The sequence below is a fragment of the Bacillota bacterium genome (assembly GCA_013178045.1).
In the GTDB taxonomy this organism is placed as follows: domain Bacteria; phylum Bacillota; class Ch66; order Ch66; family Ch66; genus Ch66.
Map to the genome: position 1 here is coordinate 81655 of JABLXP010000004.1, position 16986 is coordinate 98640.

14 protein-coding genes are annotated in these 16986 nt (G+C 49.5%); all 14 read left to right on the top strand.

Annotation, left to right across the window (positions count from 1 at the left end):
- Positions 1-13 precede the first annotated feature (13 nt).
- Positions 14-709: a DUF881 domain-containing protein gene (locus HPY81_03800; protein ID NPV26581.1), complete on the top strand. Its 696-nt coding sequence runs from the start codon at positions 14-16 to the stop codon at positions 707-709.
- A gap of 2 nt (positions 710-711) precedes the next feature.
- Positions 712-1044 (top strand): small basic family protein, encoded by a 333-nt coding sequence (locus tag HPY81_03805; protein NPV26582.1) that lies wholly within the window; start codon positions 712-714, stop codon positions 1042-1044.
- Between the two features lie 115 nt (positions 1045-1159).
- Positions 1160-2389, top strand: coding sequence for a cell division protein FtsA (gene ftsA / locus HPY81_03810; GenBank protein NPV26583.1), 1230 nt, complete (start codon positions 1160-1162; stop codon positions 2387-2389).
- A gap of 53 nt (positions 2390-2442) precedes the next feature.
- On the top strand, positions 2443-3486 hold the full coding sequence (gene ftsZ / locus HPY81_03815; GenBank protein ID NPV26584.1) for a cell division protein FtsZ: 1044 nt from the start codon (positions 2443-2445) through the stop codon (positions 3484-3486).
- A gap of 414 nt (positions 3487-3900) precedes the next feature.
- A complete protein-coding gene (spoIIGA, locus tag HPY81_03820; protein NPV26585.1) occupies positions 3901-4833 on the top strand; it encodes a sigma-E processing peptidase SpoIIGA in 933 nt (310 codons plus the stop codon).
- Positions 4834-4868: 35 nt separating this feature from the next.
- Positions 4869-5582 (top strand): RNA polymerase sporulation sigma factor SigE, encoded by a 714-nt coding sequence (gene sigE / locus HPY81_03825; GenBank protein ID NPV26586.1) that lies wholly within the window; start codon positions 4869-4871, stop codon positions 5580-5582.
- A gap of 178 nt (positions 5583-5760) precedes the next feature.
- A complete protein-coding gene (gene nuoF, locus HPY81_03830; protein ID NPV26587.1) occupies positions 5761-7653 on the top strand; it encodes an NADH-quinone oxidoreductase subunit NuoF in 1893 nt (630 codons plus the stop codon).
- A 79-nt stretch (positions 7654-7732) separates the two neighbouring features.
- The gene (locus HPY81_03835) at positions 7733-9532 is read left to right on the top strand and encodes a 2Fe-2S iron-sulfur cluster binding domain-containing protein (GenBank protein ID NPV26588.1); all 1800 of its coding nucleotides are present in this window, start codon (positions 7733-7735) and stop codon (positions 9530-9532) included.
- Positions 9533-9646: 114 nt separating this feature from the next.
- A complete protein-coding gene (gene sigG / locus HPY81_03840) occupies positions 9647-10420 on the top strand; it encodes an RNA polymerase sporulation sigma factor SigG (GenBank protein ID NPV26589.1) in 774 nt (257 codons plus the stop codon).
- Positions 10421-10435: 15 nt separating this feature from the next.
- On the top strand, positions 10436-11059 hold the full coding sequence (spoIIR, locus tag HPY81_03845; protein NPV26590.1) for a stage II sporulation protein R: 624 nt from the start codon (positions 10436-10438) through the stop codon (positions 11057-11059).
- 78 nt (positions 11060-11137) lie between these two features.
- Positions 11138-11422 carry a YlmC/YmxH family sporulation protein gene (locus tag HPY81_03850; GenBank protein ID NPV26591.1) on the top strand — a complete coding sequence of 95 codons (285 nt, stop codon included), beginning with the start codon at positions 11138-11140 and terminating at the stop codon, positions 11420-11422.
- Between the two features lie 331 nt (positions 11423-11753).
- Complete coding sequence (gene nrdR, locus HPY81_03855) at positions 11754-12218, top strand: transcriptional regulator NrdR (protein NPV26592.1); 465 nt, start codon at positions 11754-11756, stop codon at positions 12216-12218.
- A 14-nt stretch (positions 12219-12232) separates the two neighbouring features.
- Positions 12233-15829, top strand: a complete 3597-nt coding sequence (gene nrdD, locus HPY81_03860) for an anaerobic ribonucleoside-triphosphate reductase (protein ID NPV26593.1) — start codon at positions 12233-12235, stop codon at positions 15827-15829.
- Positions 15830-16186: 357 nt separating this feature from the next.
- Positions 16187-16915, top strand: a complete 729-nt coding sequence (locus HPY81_03865) for an N-acetylmuramoyl-L-alanine amidase (GenBank protein ID NPV26594.1) — start codon at positions 16187-16189, stop codon at positions 16913-16915.
- Positions 16916-16986: the final 71 nt, after the last annotated feature.

Below are 16986 nucleotides of genomic sequence, written 5' to 3' on the forward strand. Positions count from 1 at the left end.
GGGGTGAAGGAAAATGAAATCCAAAAGCGGCTTGCTGATGATTACCTTGGTCAGTGTGATTCTGGGACTAATGCTGGCCGTACAGTTTAAGGTAACGCAAAGCAATAGCATTGGACCTTCTGAACGGGTTCAGGACCTGGCGACGCGGTTGAAACAGGCCGAGGTAGAAAGAGACCGTTTAAAGTCGGAAGTTGAGGATCTACGCAAAAAAATAACTAACACCTCAACCAACGAGGCGTTGGCAAGCGAGATGGAAAAAGCGCGGCAAGCAGCAGGTTTGGTGGCTTTAAAGGGCCCGGGGATAACAGTTACTTTAAATGACAGTCCCAAGACTGTCCACCTCGGTGAAGACCCGAATCTGTACTTGATTCACGATGAGGATCTGCTGAAAGTCGTTAATGAATTGAAAGCGGCTGGTGCCGAGGCGATCGCAGTCAACGACCAGCGGATTATTGCCATGAGCGAAATTCGGTGTGCCGGCCCGAATATTCTTGTGAACGTCAAGAAAATTGCTCCCCCATTTGTGATCACGGCGATAGGTAATCCTGATTTGCTGGAGAGTTCTCTCCGGATGAAGGGCGGAATCATCGAAACTTTGCAGGTCTGGAATATTCAGGTGAAGATTGAGAAATCCCAGAACCTCAAGGTGCCCGCCTATAACGGCCCCATCAAGTTTGAATACGCTATTCCAGTTAAAGAGGGTGAGTAGATGTGTGGTGGATACCGATCCTGGGTTTGGTATTTGGTATTTTAATTGGTTTAAAGTCTCCGCTGTATTTTCCGGTTGCCTACGCGAAATACATGTCCGTGGCGGTGCTGGCCGCGCTGGATTCTGTGTTTGGGGGACTACGGGCCGGACTGGAAGAACAGTTTGACAACACGATTTTTATGAGCGGTTTTTTTAGTAATACCTTACTTGCGGCCATGTTGGCTTACATTGGAGACCACCTGGGGGTAGAACTGTATATGGCTGCAATTGTTGTTTTTGGTGTCAGGGTATTCCAAAATTTAGCGATAATTCGTCGTCATCTTTTAAAAAAATAGGAAAAAATACAAAATTAAAAAAGAGGGAAAACCGGTTTTATGTTGAATCATTCAATCTAAGTAAAATCTGGTTTGGAACTTTCATTCAGGTAAAACTGGGTTGGAGGTGCACAACTTGGCCAGGCGAACTATTGTGGTTGGACTTGATGTGGGGACGACCAAAACGACCGCCCTGGTGGGGGAAGTTGACGGTGAGCATCGAGTCCACATCATCGGAGTTGGCGAGTGCCCCTCTAGCGGATTGCGTAAAGGGACTATAGTTGATATAGATAATACTGTAAAGTCAATTGATCGTGCTATTGAGAAAGCCGAACGGATGAGCGGTGTCCACGTTGAAGCCGTCTGTGTGGGGATCGCGGGTGCCAATATCAGCTCTGTTAATAATCGGGGTGTAATTGCCGTGGCCGGCCCCGACCGGGAAATCACGGCCGAGGATGTCGAGCGAGTGCTGCAAGCTGCTCGGGTCATCCACCTGCCTGCTGATCGGCGGATTATTCACGTTATCCCCAGACAGTATCTGGTTGATGGGTATGACGGTGTGCGCGACCCAGTTGGTATGGCGGGAAGCCGTCTGGAAGTGGAAACGAATATTATTACTGGCGCAGCCACATCGATTCAGAACATGCTTAAAAGCATCCACCGGGCCGGGCTCAAACTACAGGATTTAGTCCTTAATCCCCTCGCGTCGGGGGAAGCCGTCCTCCTCCCAGCAGAAAAGGAATTAGGGGTAGTTGTTGTTGATATCGGGGGCGGGACCACCGATATCGCTATTTACGACCAGGGCAGCCCGTGGTTTACTTCGGTATTACCAATCGGCGGCGATTACGTGACCAGCGACCTGGCGGTTGGCTTACGGACAACCCTGGCGGAGGCGGAGCGCGTTAAACGTGAGATGGGCTGTGTGCTGGCAGATCTGGCGCCCGATAACGAATATGTTGAGATCACTAGTGTTGGCGGCAAAGAGGTTAACCGAGTTTCGCGCAAGCTCCTGGCTACCATCATAGAACCACGCATGCAAGAAATAATTGCCATTATTCGGAATGAAATTTATCGTTCCGGATATAAGGGAATACTCCCCGGCGGGGTGGTTTTGACGGGAGGGGCAGTGCTGATGGATGGATTGGTTGAGTTGGCTCGAACGCAGTTTAACTTACCAGTGCGTATTGGCGTCCCCGAAGGAATCGGGGGAATTTCTGATGTGGTCAGCAGTCCGGCGTATGCCACTGCGGTTGGTTTAGTGCTCTACGCGGCAAAAAAACTGCACAGCAGCGCGGGTGAGGAAGATGATCCTTTATTAGGTAAATTCTTCGCGAAAGTTAAGTCCTGGTTTCGAGAGTTTTTTTAATTTTTATCTCATACCACCTGATAACCTAATGGGAATTAAAGGGAGGTCAATCTATGCTAGAATTTGATACCGATTTGGCCCAGTTGGCGGAAATCAAGGTAATTGGCGTAGGCGGGGGGGGAAACAATGCGGTTAACCGCATGATTGCGGCCGGTCTCAAGGGAGTTGAGTTCATCGCTGTCAATACTGATGCCCAGGCTTTGCAACTATCCCAGGCCGAGCACAAGATTCAAATTGGTGCGAAGCTGACCAAAGGTCTGGGAGCTGGGGCCAATCCCGAAATCGGTGAGAAAGCAGCCGAGGAGAGCCGGGAAGAGTTGATCCAGGCGTTGCGGGGAGCCGATATGGTTTTTGTGACGGCCGGCATGGGGGGTGGCACCGGGACCGGTGGAGCACCAGTGGTGGCCTCGGTTGCCAAAGAGGTAGGAGCTCTGACGGTTGGGGTGGTAACGCGACCATTCACCTTCGAAGGTAAGAAGCGCGCCAGCCAGGCAGAAAAAGGTATTACGGAATTAAAGAGCCGGGTAGATACCCTGATCACGATTCCGAATGACCGCCTGCTGCAGGTGGTGGATAAGCATACATCAATTAATGAAGCTTTTAGAATTGCTGACGATGTGTTGCGCCAGGGTGTTCAAGGGATTTCTGACCTGATTGCCGTCCCTGGTTTAATCAATCTGGATTTTGCTGATGTTAAAACAATTATGACAGAAACTGGCTCCGCTTTAATGGGTATCGGTACAGGTAGGGGAGAAAACCGGGCAGCAGAGGCGGCGCGGGGAGCTATCTCCAGCCCGCTTCTGGAAACTTCGATCGAAGGAGCCAAAGGTGTGCTGCTGAACATCACCGGTGGGCCTAGCCTGAGCTTGTTTGAGGTCAACGAAGCGGCGGAGATCATCGCCCAGGCGGCTGATCCGGAAGCTAACATCATCTTCGGGGCGGTTATCGACGAGAATTTGAACGATGAGGTGCGGGTGACGGTCATTGCTACGGGGTTTGATAGCCGACCGACCCACCGCGGTGGAGTACCGGAACTGGATATCCGCCCGTTTGCTTCGGATGACCTGGATATTCCGGCGTTCCTGAGACGTAAGTAAGATAGTCTACAATACCGCTGTCGCCGCACCAACAAAGACGCAAATTATTGGTAATACAGTATCATAGTGGAATCACAGGCCGAATCGGGCCTGTTTTTTGTCGTCTAGGAAGCTATGCTTAAACTGTTGCTGTAGATAAGTTTCCTAGACGAGGGGATTTTCAAGGGGTATGCCCCTTGATGTTAACGATAAGTTGATTTTCTTGTTGCCTTAAGGTTACTGTTTTAGTTTGCCGCGAATATCTTCGAAATAACCCTAATCACGGCCAGTTTTGCCATTCTCACGGTACAAGAATAGACACTTTTTTAAAAAGGCGTTCGGTATAATAATTAAGTAATGGAATAAGGCAAGCATCATATACATAATGATGATACAGAAGCAATTCCTGGCATACCTGGACGGGGGTGTCGCTCCGTGACCGAGCAACCGTACGTCTATATAGATATAGTTTTCGTGATCAATCTGGTTATGGATTACACCATCCTCTGGGCAACCGCAAAATTGGGTCAACTTCAGGCACCAAAACGAAGGTTGTTTCTGGGAGCCCTGATTGGAGCCTGCTATTCTGCTGTTTTGCTTTTTCCCAACTTCAGCTACATGTACAGCCTGCTAGTGCGTCTCCTCCTTTCCCTGATTATTGTCGGGGTTACTTTTGCTCCCCTGAAGTTAACAAAGTTGGCCCAGGCCCTAATTTATTTTTATCTGATCGCGTTCACTATGGGTGGTGCAATCCTTGGGGGCATCTATTTTTTAAGCAACAATCCCCACCTGTATGGGACAATGAATGAGCTGATGCTCAGTCTGGTCAATATTAAATACACCTGGTTATTAGTGGGAGTAGCAGTGGCGGTGGTATTAGCCAAATTAGGGGTGGGCTTCATCAAAAAGAACTTGTTAAAAAACTATCTGCGTGTACCGGTAACCATCTGCCTGGCTAGCCACCGGCTGGAAGTCGAGGCCTTGCTGGATACAGGTAATCAACTTAAAGATCCAATCACCCAGGCACCTGTGCTGATCGCCGAGTTGCGGGTCTTGGCTCCGGTGATGCCGCGGGATATACAGGAAGTTTTTCAGCATTCAACAGATCCTGAGGTTCACAAGATGATTGCCAAACTGGCCCATTCTTCCTGGTCGTCACGATTAAGGGTCATCCCTTTTACTTCTATCGGCAAGCATCACGGGATGTTGTTAGGTTTGCGACCCGATGAAGTGATTGTCCGAACGAACGAGCGTACCGTCCGGACGAAGAATGTGGTGATCGGGGTGTACAACAAGGCGCTGTGCCCCAAAGGTTCATACCAGGCCTTGCTGCACCCGGATTTGATCGAGTCGGCCATGAGTGCTTGAGCTTGAGGGGAGGGATGAGCGTGCGCAATTTTGTTATGTGCTTGAAGTGGACAGTATACCTGATTGTCTTGAATTGGCTGCAAAAGGTCAGCTGGTTATCCGAGATTTATTATGTTGGCAGTAGTGAAGCGCTACCGCCACCGTTAACCAGTGATGAAGAGGTTTTCTTGCTGACCAAACTGGAAAGGGGCGACCACGGCGTCAAGACGGTTTTGATTGAGCGTAACTTGCGTCTGGTGGTTTACATCGCCCGGAAGTTTGAAAATACGGGAGTCGGCATCGAAGATCTGGTTTCGATCGGGACGATCGGACTGATCAAGGCGGTTAACACCTTTGATCCTGGAAAAAAGATCAAATTGGCTACCTATGCTTCGCGCTGTATAGAAAATGAAATATTAATGCACCTGCGGCGCAACAACAGAACCCGGGTGGAAGTTTCTTTTGATGAACCCTTAAACATTGATTGGGACGGGAACGAATTGCTGCTCTCAGATGTCTTGGGAACAGAGAATGATATAATTTATAAGTCACTGGAGGACGAAGTGGACAAAAAACTGCTTCAGGCAGCAATGCTAATACTCAGCCCCCGGGAAAAGAGGATCATGGAACTGCGCTTCGGTTTAAAAGACGGGCAGGAGAAGACCCAAAAAGAAGTAGCGGATATGCTGGGAATTTCTCAATCCTACATTTCTCGCCTGGAAAAGCGGATTATCAAAAGACTACGCAAAGAAATCCACCGTCTGGAGTAAGGGGCAGGAAGACAACCTAGATCAAGTTTGAGACGTGTCGCTAAACAGCGGCATGTTTTTTTTAATTGTCTTTTGGCGATAACCTTACGGAAATCATTGGCGAGAGGGCGAGAGTATGGATATTCTCTGAACAACGCAAGCTATATGACAGATTGGTTTGATTCGTCGAGAGAAGGTGATGAAGTTGATTCAGACCATTGATGATTTAAGTCGAATACGCGATAAGACCCGGCAACGGATGTGGCCGCGGCTAGCCACATTGGCCGGCGAACAAAATCAAATCAATGAATATCAAGTATTGGTCTGTAGTGGTACTGGTTGCACCGCTTCCAGGAGCCAGGCTGTTCTGAAGGCACTCAATCGGGCAATTGCCGACTCCGGGCTGGAAGAACGAGTCCGGGTAGTGAAAACAGGCTGTTTTGGCTTTTGTAAACAGGGGCCGATAATCGTTATCTATCCTGACAAGACATTCTACTGCCATGTTCAAGAAAAAGATGTCGAGGAAATTGTCAATACTCACTTACAAAGCGGCCAGTTGGTGGAAAAACTCTTGTACCGGGAACCGGACCGGGAAAAAGTGGAACAAAAGCTCGATGAACTGCTCTTTTTTGAGCACCAGCAGCGGATTGCTTTGCGCAACTGTGGGGTAATCAATCCCGAAGATATTCAGGAATACATCGCTTTGGATGGTTACCTTGCTCTGGCCAATGTGTTGATTGATAGGAACCCGGCCCGTGTGATTGAGGAGATCATCAAGTCCGGGTTGAGGGGAAGAGGGGGAGCCGGGTTTTTGACCGGGCGGAAGTGGCAAATGGCTGCTCAGGTAGAAGCCAACCCCAAATTTGTTGTCTGCAATGCTGATGAAGGTGATCCCGGAGCGTTCATGGACCGCAGTATTCTTGAGGGGGACCCGCACAGTGTCCTGGAGGCGATGGCAATTGCCGGTTATTGTATTGGGGCCAACCGTGGGTATATTTACATCAGAGCAGAGTACCCGCTTGCTGTTGAACGGTTAGAAATAGCGATTGCTCAGGCGAAGGAATATGGGATGTTAGGTTCGAATATCTTCGGTTCTGGTTTTGATTTTTCGGTTGAAATACGACTGGGAGCTGGTGCTTTTGTCTGTGGGGAGGAAACCGCTCTTCTCCGCTCAATCACCGGTCGTCGAGGTGAACCGCGGCCTCGACCGCCATTTCCCGCTGTTTCAGGCCTCTGGAACCAACCAACTTTAGTTAACAATGTTGAGACTTTTGCCAATATTCCAGTGATCCTGCGGCAAGGAGCAGACTGGTATGCCAGTATTGGAACGGAAAAGAGTAAGGGAACAAAGGTTTTTGCTTTGGCCGGACAGATCAATAACACCGGTTTGATCGAGGTCCCGATGGGTACCACCCTCCGGACGATTATCTATAGAATTGGTGGTGGTATTCCGCACGGTAAAAAATTCAAAGCTGTTCAAACGGGAGGACCATCAGGGGGGTGTATTCCAGCCCAGTACCTGGATACGCCGATTGACTACGAATCACTGGCTGAGCTTGGTTCAATGATGGGCTCCGGGGGAATGATCGTCATGGATGAGTCTGACTGTATGGTGGATATCGCTCGATTTTACCTGGAATTTTCCCAGGATGAGTCATGTGGGAAATGCACGCCGTGCCGTATTGGGACAAAAAGACTGCTGGAGATCATTGAACGCATTACCCAGGGAAAGGGAGAGATGGAAGATTTGGAACTCCTGGAAGTGCTTTCTCAGGACATCAAGGAAGCGTCATTGTGTGGTCTTGGGCAGAGTGCACCTAATCCGGTTTTGAGTACCCTCAGGTATTTCCGGGAGGAATATGAAGCCCATATTAAACAAAGACGTTGTCCCGCCGGCGTGTGCCGCTCGCTGTTTGAATTCAGGGTGAGCGATGAACGTTGTATTGCCTGTGGGGTTTGTGCGCGGGTTTGCCCGGTTGATGCCGCGCAGGGTAAGGTGAAAGAAGGACCCTTTACAATTAATCAGGAAAGATGTATCAAGTGCGGCGCATGCGAAGATAAATGCCCTGCTGACGCGATCTACAAACATTAGTGACAGTACAAGCCTGAGATGACAATTAATGATCTATCACCGTCGAATGACGATATCGTATGAAGGGAAGGTGGCGCTCATGGACCAGGTAAAATTGATGATCGATGGGATTGAAGTCACCGTCGAGCCGAATACGACAATCTTAGAGGCCGCTAGACTGGTAGGGATCGAAATCCCCAGTCTCTGTTACTTAAAGGGTATCAACGAGATTGGGGCGTGCCGGGTTTGTCTTGTCGAGATAGAAGGGGTCAAAGCCCTGCAGGCCTCTTGCGTTTACCCGGTTTCTGAAGGGTTAAAGGTACACACGAATACCCCGCGGGTGCGGCGTGCCCGTCGAACCGTGGTTGAACTGCTTATGAGTAATCATCACCGGGAATGTTTGACCTGCATCCGCAATCTGAACTGTGAACTGCAAAATGTGGCCGACAACCTTGGGGTACGGAACTTGCGGCACACCGGCGAGATGATTGACTACGGCTTCTATGACCGCAACCCGGCTATTGTGCGTGATTACAATAAGTGCATTGTCTGTCGTCGCTGCGAGGCCATTTGCAGTAAGATTCAGGAAGTTAATGTCTATTCCGCCCAACGACGAGGCCTCAATACGGTTATTGCCCCGGCCTTTCAAAAAGACCTGGGAGACGTCGCCTGCATCATGTGTGGGCAGTGCGTCATCGCCTGTCCGACTGGATCCCTTGCCGAAAAAGAACACATTGAACCGGTCTGGCGGGCGTTGGAAGACCCTGACAAGTACGTAGTTGTTCAAACGGCTCCTTCAATCCAGGTGACTTTAGGTGAGCCCTTCGGCTTGCCGGTAGGTACCGTGGTCACCGGTAAAATGGTGGCTGCCTTGCGTCGTTTGGGCTTCAACCGGGTGTTTGCCACTGATTTTACGGCTGACTTGACGATTATAGAAGAGGCTCATGAACTCCTGGAACGGTTGGCGGGTAAGGGCAAGCTCCCTCTTTTATCTTCCTGTTGCCCGGCCTGGATCAAACTGTGTGAGCATTTCTATCCAGAATTCTTGCCAAATTTATCCAGTTGCAAATCGCCCCACGAAATGTTTGGCGCTCTGACCAAGACGTACTTTGCCGAGAAGCAGGGAATTGATCCGCAGAAAATTGTGTCGGTGGCAATCATGCCCTGCACCGCGAAAAAGTATGAGGCAGCTCGACCAGAAATGGGCGCCAATGGGATGCGGGATGTTGATTATGTGCTGACAACCCGCGAATTGGCCAGGATGATTCGACAGGCTGGGATCGACTTTAAAAACTTACCCGATGAATCCTTTGATACCCCGATGGGGATCTCCAGTGGGGCGGGAGCGATCTTCGGAGCCACTGGTGGTGTTATTGAGGCGGCGGTACGTACTGCCTATGCCTTGACGCATGATGAAGAGATGGGGTACTTAGACTTTGAAGAGGTCCGTGGCCAAAGTGGCATCAAGGCGTGCGAAGTGGAATTGGCTGGCAAGAGGATTCGGATTGGCGTTGCCCACGGTGCGGGTAACGCTCGTCGGATTTTGGATAGCATTTTGGCCGGAGAAAGCTATGACTATGTTGAAATTATGGGCTGCTCCGGAGGTTGTGTGGGTGGTGGAGGGCAACCGATCCTCGGTGGACGGGATCAGAAGAGAATCTCGCTTGATTACAGGCACAACCGGGCTGATGCTCTGTATCACATTGATGAGCACAAGATATGGCGGCGGGCGCACGATAACCCGGCGGTCAAGGCCTTGTATGCCGAGTATTTGGGACATCCGTTGAGTAAGCGGGCTAAAGCCTTGTTGCACACCACTTATGAAAATCGAGGTCGCTATTGTGCCTTTACTGATGATGATAAGAAACGCTGGTTTGAGCACCAGCTTGCGGCCAGGTAGCAGTGTTAGCCTGAAATAAGAATAAAATCGGAAAGGCATGGACATAATCTATCCAGACAACCGAATAAGGAATATGCGGATTTTAAGTTACCAGGCATAGCGCAAGGGGGTTCTCTGGTAGTGAACAAAGTAGAAATATGTGGCGTCAATACTTCGAAGTTACCTGTACTAACCAATACCCAAATGCGAGAACTCTTTACTAAAATGCAGAACGGTGACCGGGACGCGCGGGAAAAGTTAATCAGCGGTAATTTAAGGCTCGTCTTGAGTGTAATTCAACGGTTCACCAATCGGGGAGAATTTGTTGATGACTTGTTCCAGGTCGGTTGTATCGGCTTGATGAAGGCCATCGATAACTTTGATCTCAGCCAAAACGTAAAGTTTTCCACTTACGCGGTGCCGATGATTATTGGCGAGATTCGCCGGTATCTGCGCGACAATAATCCAATCCGGGTTAGCCGGTCCCTGCGCGACATCGCTTATAAAGCTCTCCAGGTGCGGGACAGTCTGGTCAGCAAACATTCTCGTGAACCTTCAATCAATGAAATTGCCGAGGAACTCCAACTACCCCGTGAAGAGATCGTTTTTGCTCTGGATGCCATTCAAGAGCCAATCTCTCTCTTTGAGCCGATCTACCACGATGGGGGAGATCCAATCTTTGTCATGGATCAGATCGGCGATGAACGTAATGTGGACTCGCACTGGTTGGAAGGAATTACGGTCCGTGAGGCCTTGAGTAAACTCAGTGACCGGGAAAAACTGATCCTGACGTTAAGGTTTTTCGAGGGAAAGACCCAGATGGAGGTTGCCGAAGAAATCGGGATTTCCCAGGCTCAGGTATCTCGGTTGGAAAAAGCAGCGCTAATGCACATGCGCAAACACGTTTAAGAGGAGGTGGACAGCATGAGGAAAAAAACCCTGGTTGGATTGGTTATCATAGTTCTACTGGGCATCGGGTTAGCTTTCCACTGGCCGGGTCGTCAGGTCGAAGAGAGTTTTACCCCTGACAACCTTCTTCGGTTTCACGTACTGGCTAATAGTGACAGTGCAGCTGACCAGCAATTGAAAGCCCAGGTTCGTGACGTTGTGCTGGCACACTTGAGGAGCAAAATGGAGACCGTGAGCAGTGTGGAAGAAGCCGAGACCATTATCGCCAATGACTTGCGCGAAATCGAACAGATAGCGGAATCGAAGGTTCGGGAAGCGGGGCAGTCTTACCCGGTGGTGGCCGAGTTAGGACGCTTTAATTTCCCAACCAGGTCGTATGGACAGCTGACCCTGCCGGCCGGCGAGTATACTGCCTTACGGGTAGTAATCGGTGAAGGAGAAGGGGCCAACTGGTGGTGTGTCTTATTTCCTCCCCTGTGTTTTGTGAATATCTCCAACAGCCTGGCAGCTGAGCCAGCCTGGGATTTGCCGGAAGGGCGGCCGGTATTTGCCCCTCAGGGTAAACGGACGCAGTTTAGCGAAAACGCTCCTCGCGTCAGGTGGAAATTCTGGGAACTCGTGTCCACGCTTGGTCGCTAAAGTGGGATCATTCCTGACACATCTCCCGGGGCACTATCATATACTATGATAGAACTACCCGAAGGGGGTGAGAGTCAGATGCTCAGGGTATCGGAATTGCGGATGCGTGATGTGGTCAATGTGATTGACGGTCGGCGGCTGGGCACGATTAAGGATTTTGATCTGGACGTGGAAATGGGCCGTATTAAGGCGGTGATTCTACCCGGTTCGGGTCGATTTTTAGGATTATTTGGTCGTAACGACGACGTGGTTATTCCGTGGGAGAAGATCGTCAAAGTCGGCATTGATGTGATCCTGGTTGAACTGCAGTCGTTCACAGAGGCCCGCCACCGTACGGGCGATGATCCAGAGATTTTAGTTTAATTTACGCTGAACATATATTTTTCAACTTTTGGGGATAGACTTTGTGGGCGTGCCCCTACAAGCCTGTCCTTTTATTTTTAACAAAAATCAGGCCGCAAGTCCCAGGACAAAAGGCAACATTTTTCTTGACAATACTAGATATGGTGGTCTATAATCAAAGTACCCACAAAATACAGGGCAGTTGACTGTGCGTCAACTGCCTCGCCTACCACAATAATGACACAATAATGACCATGTTGTGCTAGTTATACTCTATTTTCTGCACTCGTCAGTGAATTCCTGTTTGTGTCGAAAAATATTCTTTTGGGAACTAGAGAGGGGATGGAGGGTATTGCGCTGCCCGTTCTGTGGCTATGAGGATAGCAAGGTACTGGATTCTCGACCGGCCGAGGATGGCAACGCGATCCGGCGCCGCCGGGAATGTTTGGAGTGTGCCAAAAGATTCACCACCTACGAGCGAATCGAAGAGATTCCGCTGATGATCGTGAAGAAGGATGGCCGAAGAGAGGTTTTCGACCGCAATAAGCTCCTGCGCGGGCTGATCAAAGCCTGTGAAAAGCGGCCGACAACACTGGCTGTGCTGGAAAAACTGGTGGATGAGGTAGAGAAAGAACTGCGCAATACCATGGACCAGGAAATTACCAGTCAGGTGGTTGGTGAAATGGTGATGGAAAAATTGCGTCAGGTTGATGAAGTTGCATACGTGCGATTTGCTTCGGTCTACCGGCAGTTTACTGACGCGCACAAGTTTATCCAGGAGATAGAAAAATTGATTAAATCAAATACAAGTCAATAGAGGAGGCGCTATCCATGTTTACTAAGATTAAAAAACGAGATGGCCGCGAAGTTGAATTTAATGACGCCAAGATTACTGATGCTATCTTTAAGGCGGCCCAAGCGGTTGGCGGGGAGGACCGGCAGACCGCCGTTGAACTTACTGTTGAGGTTCTTAGGCTGTTGAAAAAGCAGTTTAACGGCAATATCTTTACGGTAGAAGACGTGCAGGATGCGGTTGAGAAGGTCTTGATTGAGGCCGGGCACGCGAAAACCGCTAAGGCCTACATTCTCTACCGGGCGAAGCGAACCAGAATCCGGGAAGGCAAATCAGAGTTAATGGACACTGTAGCGGATATTCTGGTGGAAACCAACCGGGAAAATGCCAACATTGGTAACTCGCCCTCGGCCAAGATGCTGCAGATTGCTAGCGCGGCCAGCAAGCGCTACTATTTGACGCGCCTGATCCCCGAAGAATTCTCTTTGGCCCACATTCGTGGTGATATCCACATTCATGATTTAGACTTCTATGCCAAAACGCTCAACTGTATCCAGATCCCTCTGGGAAAACTGCTCAAATCAGGCTTCAATAACGGGCACGGTTATATTCGACCTCCGAAGCGGCCTGGTTCCGCTACTGCTTTAGCGGCGATCATCTTGCAGAGCTCGCAGAATGATATGTTTGGCGGCCAGTCGTTTCCGTTCTTTGACCGTGACATCGCTGAGTTCGTGAAGGACGCCTCAGAGGATGAAACCTTCCAGGCCATGGAGGCTTTGATCTATAACCTGAACAGCATGCACTCGCTACGTGGCCGCGAGCGGATTTGGGTTTTCGACCGGGATAAGGGGCAGTTTTATACCATTTCCATGGAGGAATTCCACCGTCAGTTTAAACCGGGCCGCTTTGCTGCGTTAAGCCTCAACTACCAGACCGGGCGTACTGAGTTAAAAGACATCACTGCTTCTATGAAACACCCAAATTTCAACAGGCTGCTCAGAGTTAGACTGAAGTCGGGTCAGTGTGTGGAGGTAACGGACAACCATTCCTTGATGACTTTGAATGAGAATGGGGAGATCACTACTGCAATGCCCGAAGCCATGCGGGTTGGTCTGACCCCAGCCCGATGGCAGATTGAGGCGCATGAACACATCTATGACTTGAGCAGGTATCCAGCATCGCGCCGTTATCCCATGGCTCAATTAAAACTTGATGAAAACCTGGCCCGGTTCTTAGGTTTCTATGTAGCAGAAGGTTCAGTAGATGGATCGGCAATTCAACTGGCCTTATTTGATGAGGAACTGGAGTTTGTTATCAAGGAAATATTGCAACGGATCCATCCTGACTTTTCTGTGCGCCTCCGCTATCGAAATGGAAAAAAGGCTGACGTGGCTTGCCGGGTGGGACGTACATTTGCTAGTTTTGTTGGGGATATTTGTGGCCGGGGCGCGGCAAATAAACGGGTGCCCTCAGAGCTTTTCCTGGCTTCTGAATCCATAATCAGAGCCTTCCTGGATGGTTATTTGAGCGGAGACGGGAGTGTGAGCGGTAACCGTGTAACTGCTACCACCATATCCTCGGAACTGCGGGACGGCATCTACTTGCTGTTAGTCAGGTTGGGAATCCCTGCCTACATGCGCCAGTATTACCCACAGACCCGGTTCGCTAGTGTTTGTGAACAGTATAAGATCGCGGTGGGAGGTTATTATGCTACTTCCTTATCTCTATCAGGAAGAAAAGGGGAGAATTTAGCTGACCTATACCGAGTGACCACCGAGCAAACCCAATACGATTACGAATACCTGCGCCCGCACATTGCTAGAGTTTATGGGATTCACAGCCGGAACGCACATCAATACCGGATCCGACCGGTCTATATTGAAGAGTTAGTGGCCGATTTGGAGGCTCGTCGGCTAAAACCAGAAGAGGAGAGAATGGTAACTCAGCTAGCTAATTTTGAATTTTGGAAGAGTGAAGTTGAGAAATCTCTTAAATTGGTAGATTCCACTGAAAAGTATCACTTACAGAAACTATTAATAAGGGATCAATTACCTCGTTTCAGTAAATATCTGCCCATATTCCTACCTTATGCTGATTGGTTAGAAAGGTTTATGTTACCTCAGGATTTAGGTATGAGGGCTGAAGGTGGGCGCATCACTAACGACTGCCAGAGCCCTGTTCTGGTAATGCGTTGGGCAAAGGCGGTTTTGAAAAAGAATAAAGAGTTCGTTGAATTACTGATGATCTTAAAAAGAGCGCTAGAAGTATACCCGCTGGGTGTACGTGATATCGAGGAACTTCCCTACGAACCTTATGTTTATGATATTTCGGTGGCAGATAATGAGAACTTCATGACGGCTCAAGGCATATTTGTCCATAACTCGCGCGCGGGGGCCCAAGTGCCCTTTTCCAGTCTGAATATTGGGGCAGATACATCTGAAGAAGGGCGGAAAGTGACGCGTAACTTGCTCCTGGCGTACGAAAAAGGGCTGGGGCGGGGAGAAAACCCTATCTTCCCCAATATAATCTTCCGTGTCAAGGACGGGGTAAACGCCAACCCTGGCGATCCTAACTATGACCTGTTCAAGCTAGCCATCAAGGTAGCGGCCCAGCGGATGAATCCGACGTTCAGCTTCATGGATTCCTCCTTTAACAAGCCATATGGGTGTGAGGTCAGCTACATGGGCTGTCGAACGAGAGTGATCGGTAATCGCCGGGGCCCGGAAGTTACGGAGCAGCGCGGAAATCTTTCTTTTACCACGATTAACTTGCCCCGGCTGGCGATCAAGGCCAACCGCAGCCTGGGCAAATTCTACCAGGAATTAGATGCTATAATTGACCTGGCCTGTCGACAATTGTATCACCGGTACCGGGTTCAGGCCGCCCTCAAGGTTAAAGACCTGCCTTTCCTGATGGGCCAGGGGCTGTACCTGGATTCGGACAAGCTTGGTCCATGTGACCCGATTGAGGAAGCCATTAAGCACGGTACCCTGTCGGTAGGCTTTATTGGTCTGGCGGAAGCCCTGGTAGCTTTGATCGGTAAGCACCACGGTGAGTCAGACGAAGCTCAGGCCATCGGCATGTCGCTGGTTCAATACATGCGCAATAAAATCGATCAGGCGGCTGAAGAGTATAACCTGAATTATACTCTGTTGGCGACGCCTGCCGAAGGGCTGTCCGGCCGTTTCGTGGCTATAGACCGTGAGGAATACGGCCTGATTCCTGGTGTTACCGATAAGGAGTACTACACCAACTCTTTCCACATTCCGGTTAGTTTCCCGATCTCCATCCACGATAAGGTGGCCCGGGAGGGAGTATATCATAAGTACACCAATGCCGGGCATATCAGCTATGTTGAGTTTTCTGCTCCGCCAATTCATAATCTGGAGGCGGTAGAAACCATTATCAAGCACATGAAGAATAGTGACATGGGGTACGCCGGCATTAACTTCCCTATCGATTTCTGTGACAGTTGCAGTCAGACCGGGGTTTTCCCGGGGGATGAATGCCCCTTCTGCGGCTCGATATCTATTCGCCGCGTGCGGCGGATTACGGGTTACCTGAGTACTGTAGACCGGTTCAACGATTCAAAGGTGGCGGAGTTGCATGATAGAATAGCGCATAAATGGAAATAAAGTAGCAATTTCATAAACCCCCAGCCTCCATTCCATAATGGAGGCTTTTTATACGAACAATATGTTGATAATCGAGAAATCGATGAATTCAAAGCCATAAGAAAAACCCGGGGATTCTTTTAGAGCGTTGCCGTGGTTGTTTTCCCAGCGGAGGGCGAGAAAATAATAGAAAAATGGTTGCTCAGTGATGACAAAGTCGTGATTTGGATGATGAAGAAAAATTTGAAAAGGATCGGCTGTTTCGAAAGAAAGTTCCTGGCAGCTTCTCCATTAATCCACTTCTTTCAATTTTAGATTTTCGTGACAAACTACAGAGGGAGAACAGGCTTCGCCATTTTAATGGAGGTGGCCGGTAATTTGAATTGGTTTTTCCCTCGACCGATGGGGTTAAAATTCTTTTTAGCGTTCATCTTATTTCTCCTAGTACAGCTTTTTTGGCCGATGCTAGTCTTTGCGCCGACTCATACGCCTCAATTTTCTTCTAAAGTCGTGGTGATTGATGCCGGTCACGGCGGGGAAGATCCGGGAACGATTCACGGCTCGATTTATGAAAAAGACATCAATCTTGCGGTTGCCTTAAGGTTGGAAAAAATACTTCTTGCCCAGGACGTCCAGGTGGTAATGACCAGGCGCACAGACATTGACTACATTGTTCACCGCCGCTTGCGGGGGGAGAAGACTCGAAAGCAAAGCGATCTGGATCGTCGCCTGGAAATAGCCAATGAGCATGGGGCGGATCTGTTGATCAGCTTGCATGTCAACTGCTGGCGTAAGTATCAAGCTGGGGCAGAGGTCTTCTATAATCCGCAATCTGACCGGAGTGCTCTCCTTGCCCAGTGGATTCAACAGGAACTGCGTCAGATCCCGGGCATGACCAAACGAATCGCCAAAGCGGGTGATTATTATCTGATTATTCAGGCGGACATGCCTGCAGTGATTGTTGAAATGGGCTACCTTTCCAGTCCAAAGGAAAGACAATTACTGCTCACCCCGACGTACCAGGAACAATTAGCCCAGGCGATTGCGGCCGGTATTGTGCGCTATTTACGGGAAGGCGAGACCCAGTTTCCGAATCCGGATGTATGATTTGCTTTAATGTTTCCCCGCTGGTTGATTTCTCCCTGTTCTTGAGCTATACTATACCCAGTATACCATTT

Coding starts and splice junctions, on each gene's coding strand:
- nrdD (NPV26593.1), top strand. CDS start 12,233: ATGTTTACTAAGATTAAAAAACGAGATGGCCGCGAAGTTGAATTTAAT.
- ftsZ (NPV26584.1), top strand. CDS start 2,443: ATGCTAGAATTTGATACCGATTTGGCCCAGTTGGCGGAAATCAAGGTA.
- HPY81_03800 (NPV26581.1), top strand. CDS start 14: ATGAAATCCAAAAGCGGCTTGCTGATGATTACCTTGGTCAGTGTGATT.
- HPY81_03835 (NPV26588.1), top strand. CDS start 7,733: ATGGACCAGGTAAAATTGATGATCGATGGGATTGAAGTCACCGTCGAG.
- spoIIR (NPV26590.1), top strand. CDS start 10,436: ATGAGGAAAAAAACCCTGGTTGGATTGGTTATCATAGTTCTACTGGGC.
- nuoF (NPV26587.1), top strand. CDS start 5,761: ATGAAGTTGATTCAGACCATTGATGATTTAAGTCGAATACGCGATAAG.
- sigE (NPV26586.1), top strand. CDS start 4,869: ATGTGCTTGAAGTGGACAGTATACCTGATTGTCTTGAATTGGCTGCAA.
- HPY81_03850 (NPV26591.1), top strand. CDS start 11,138: ATGCTCAGGGTATCGGAATTGCGGATGCGTGATGTGGTCAATGTGATT.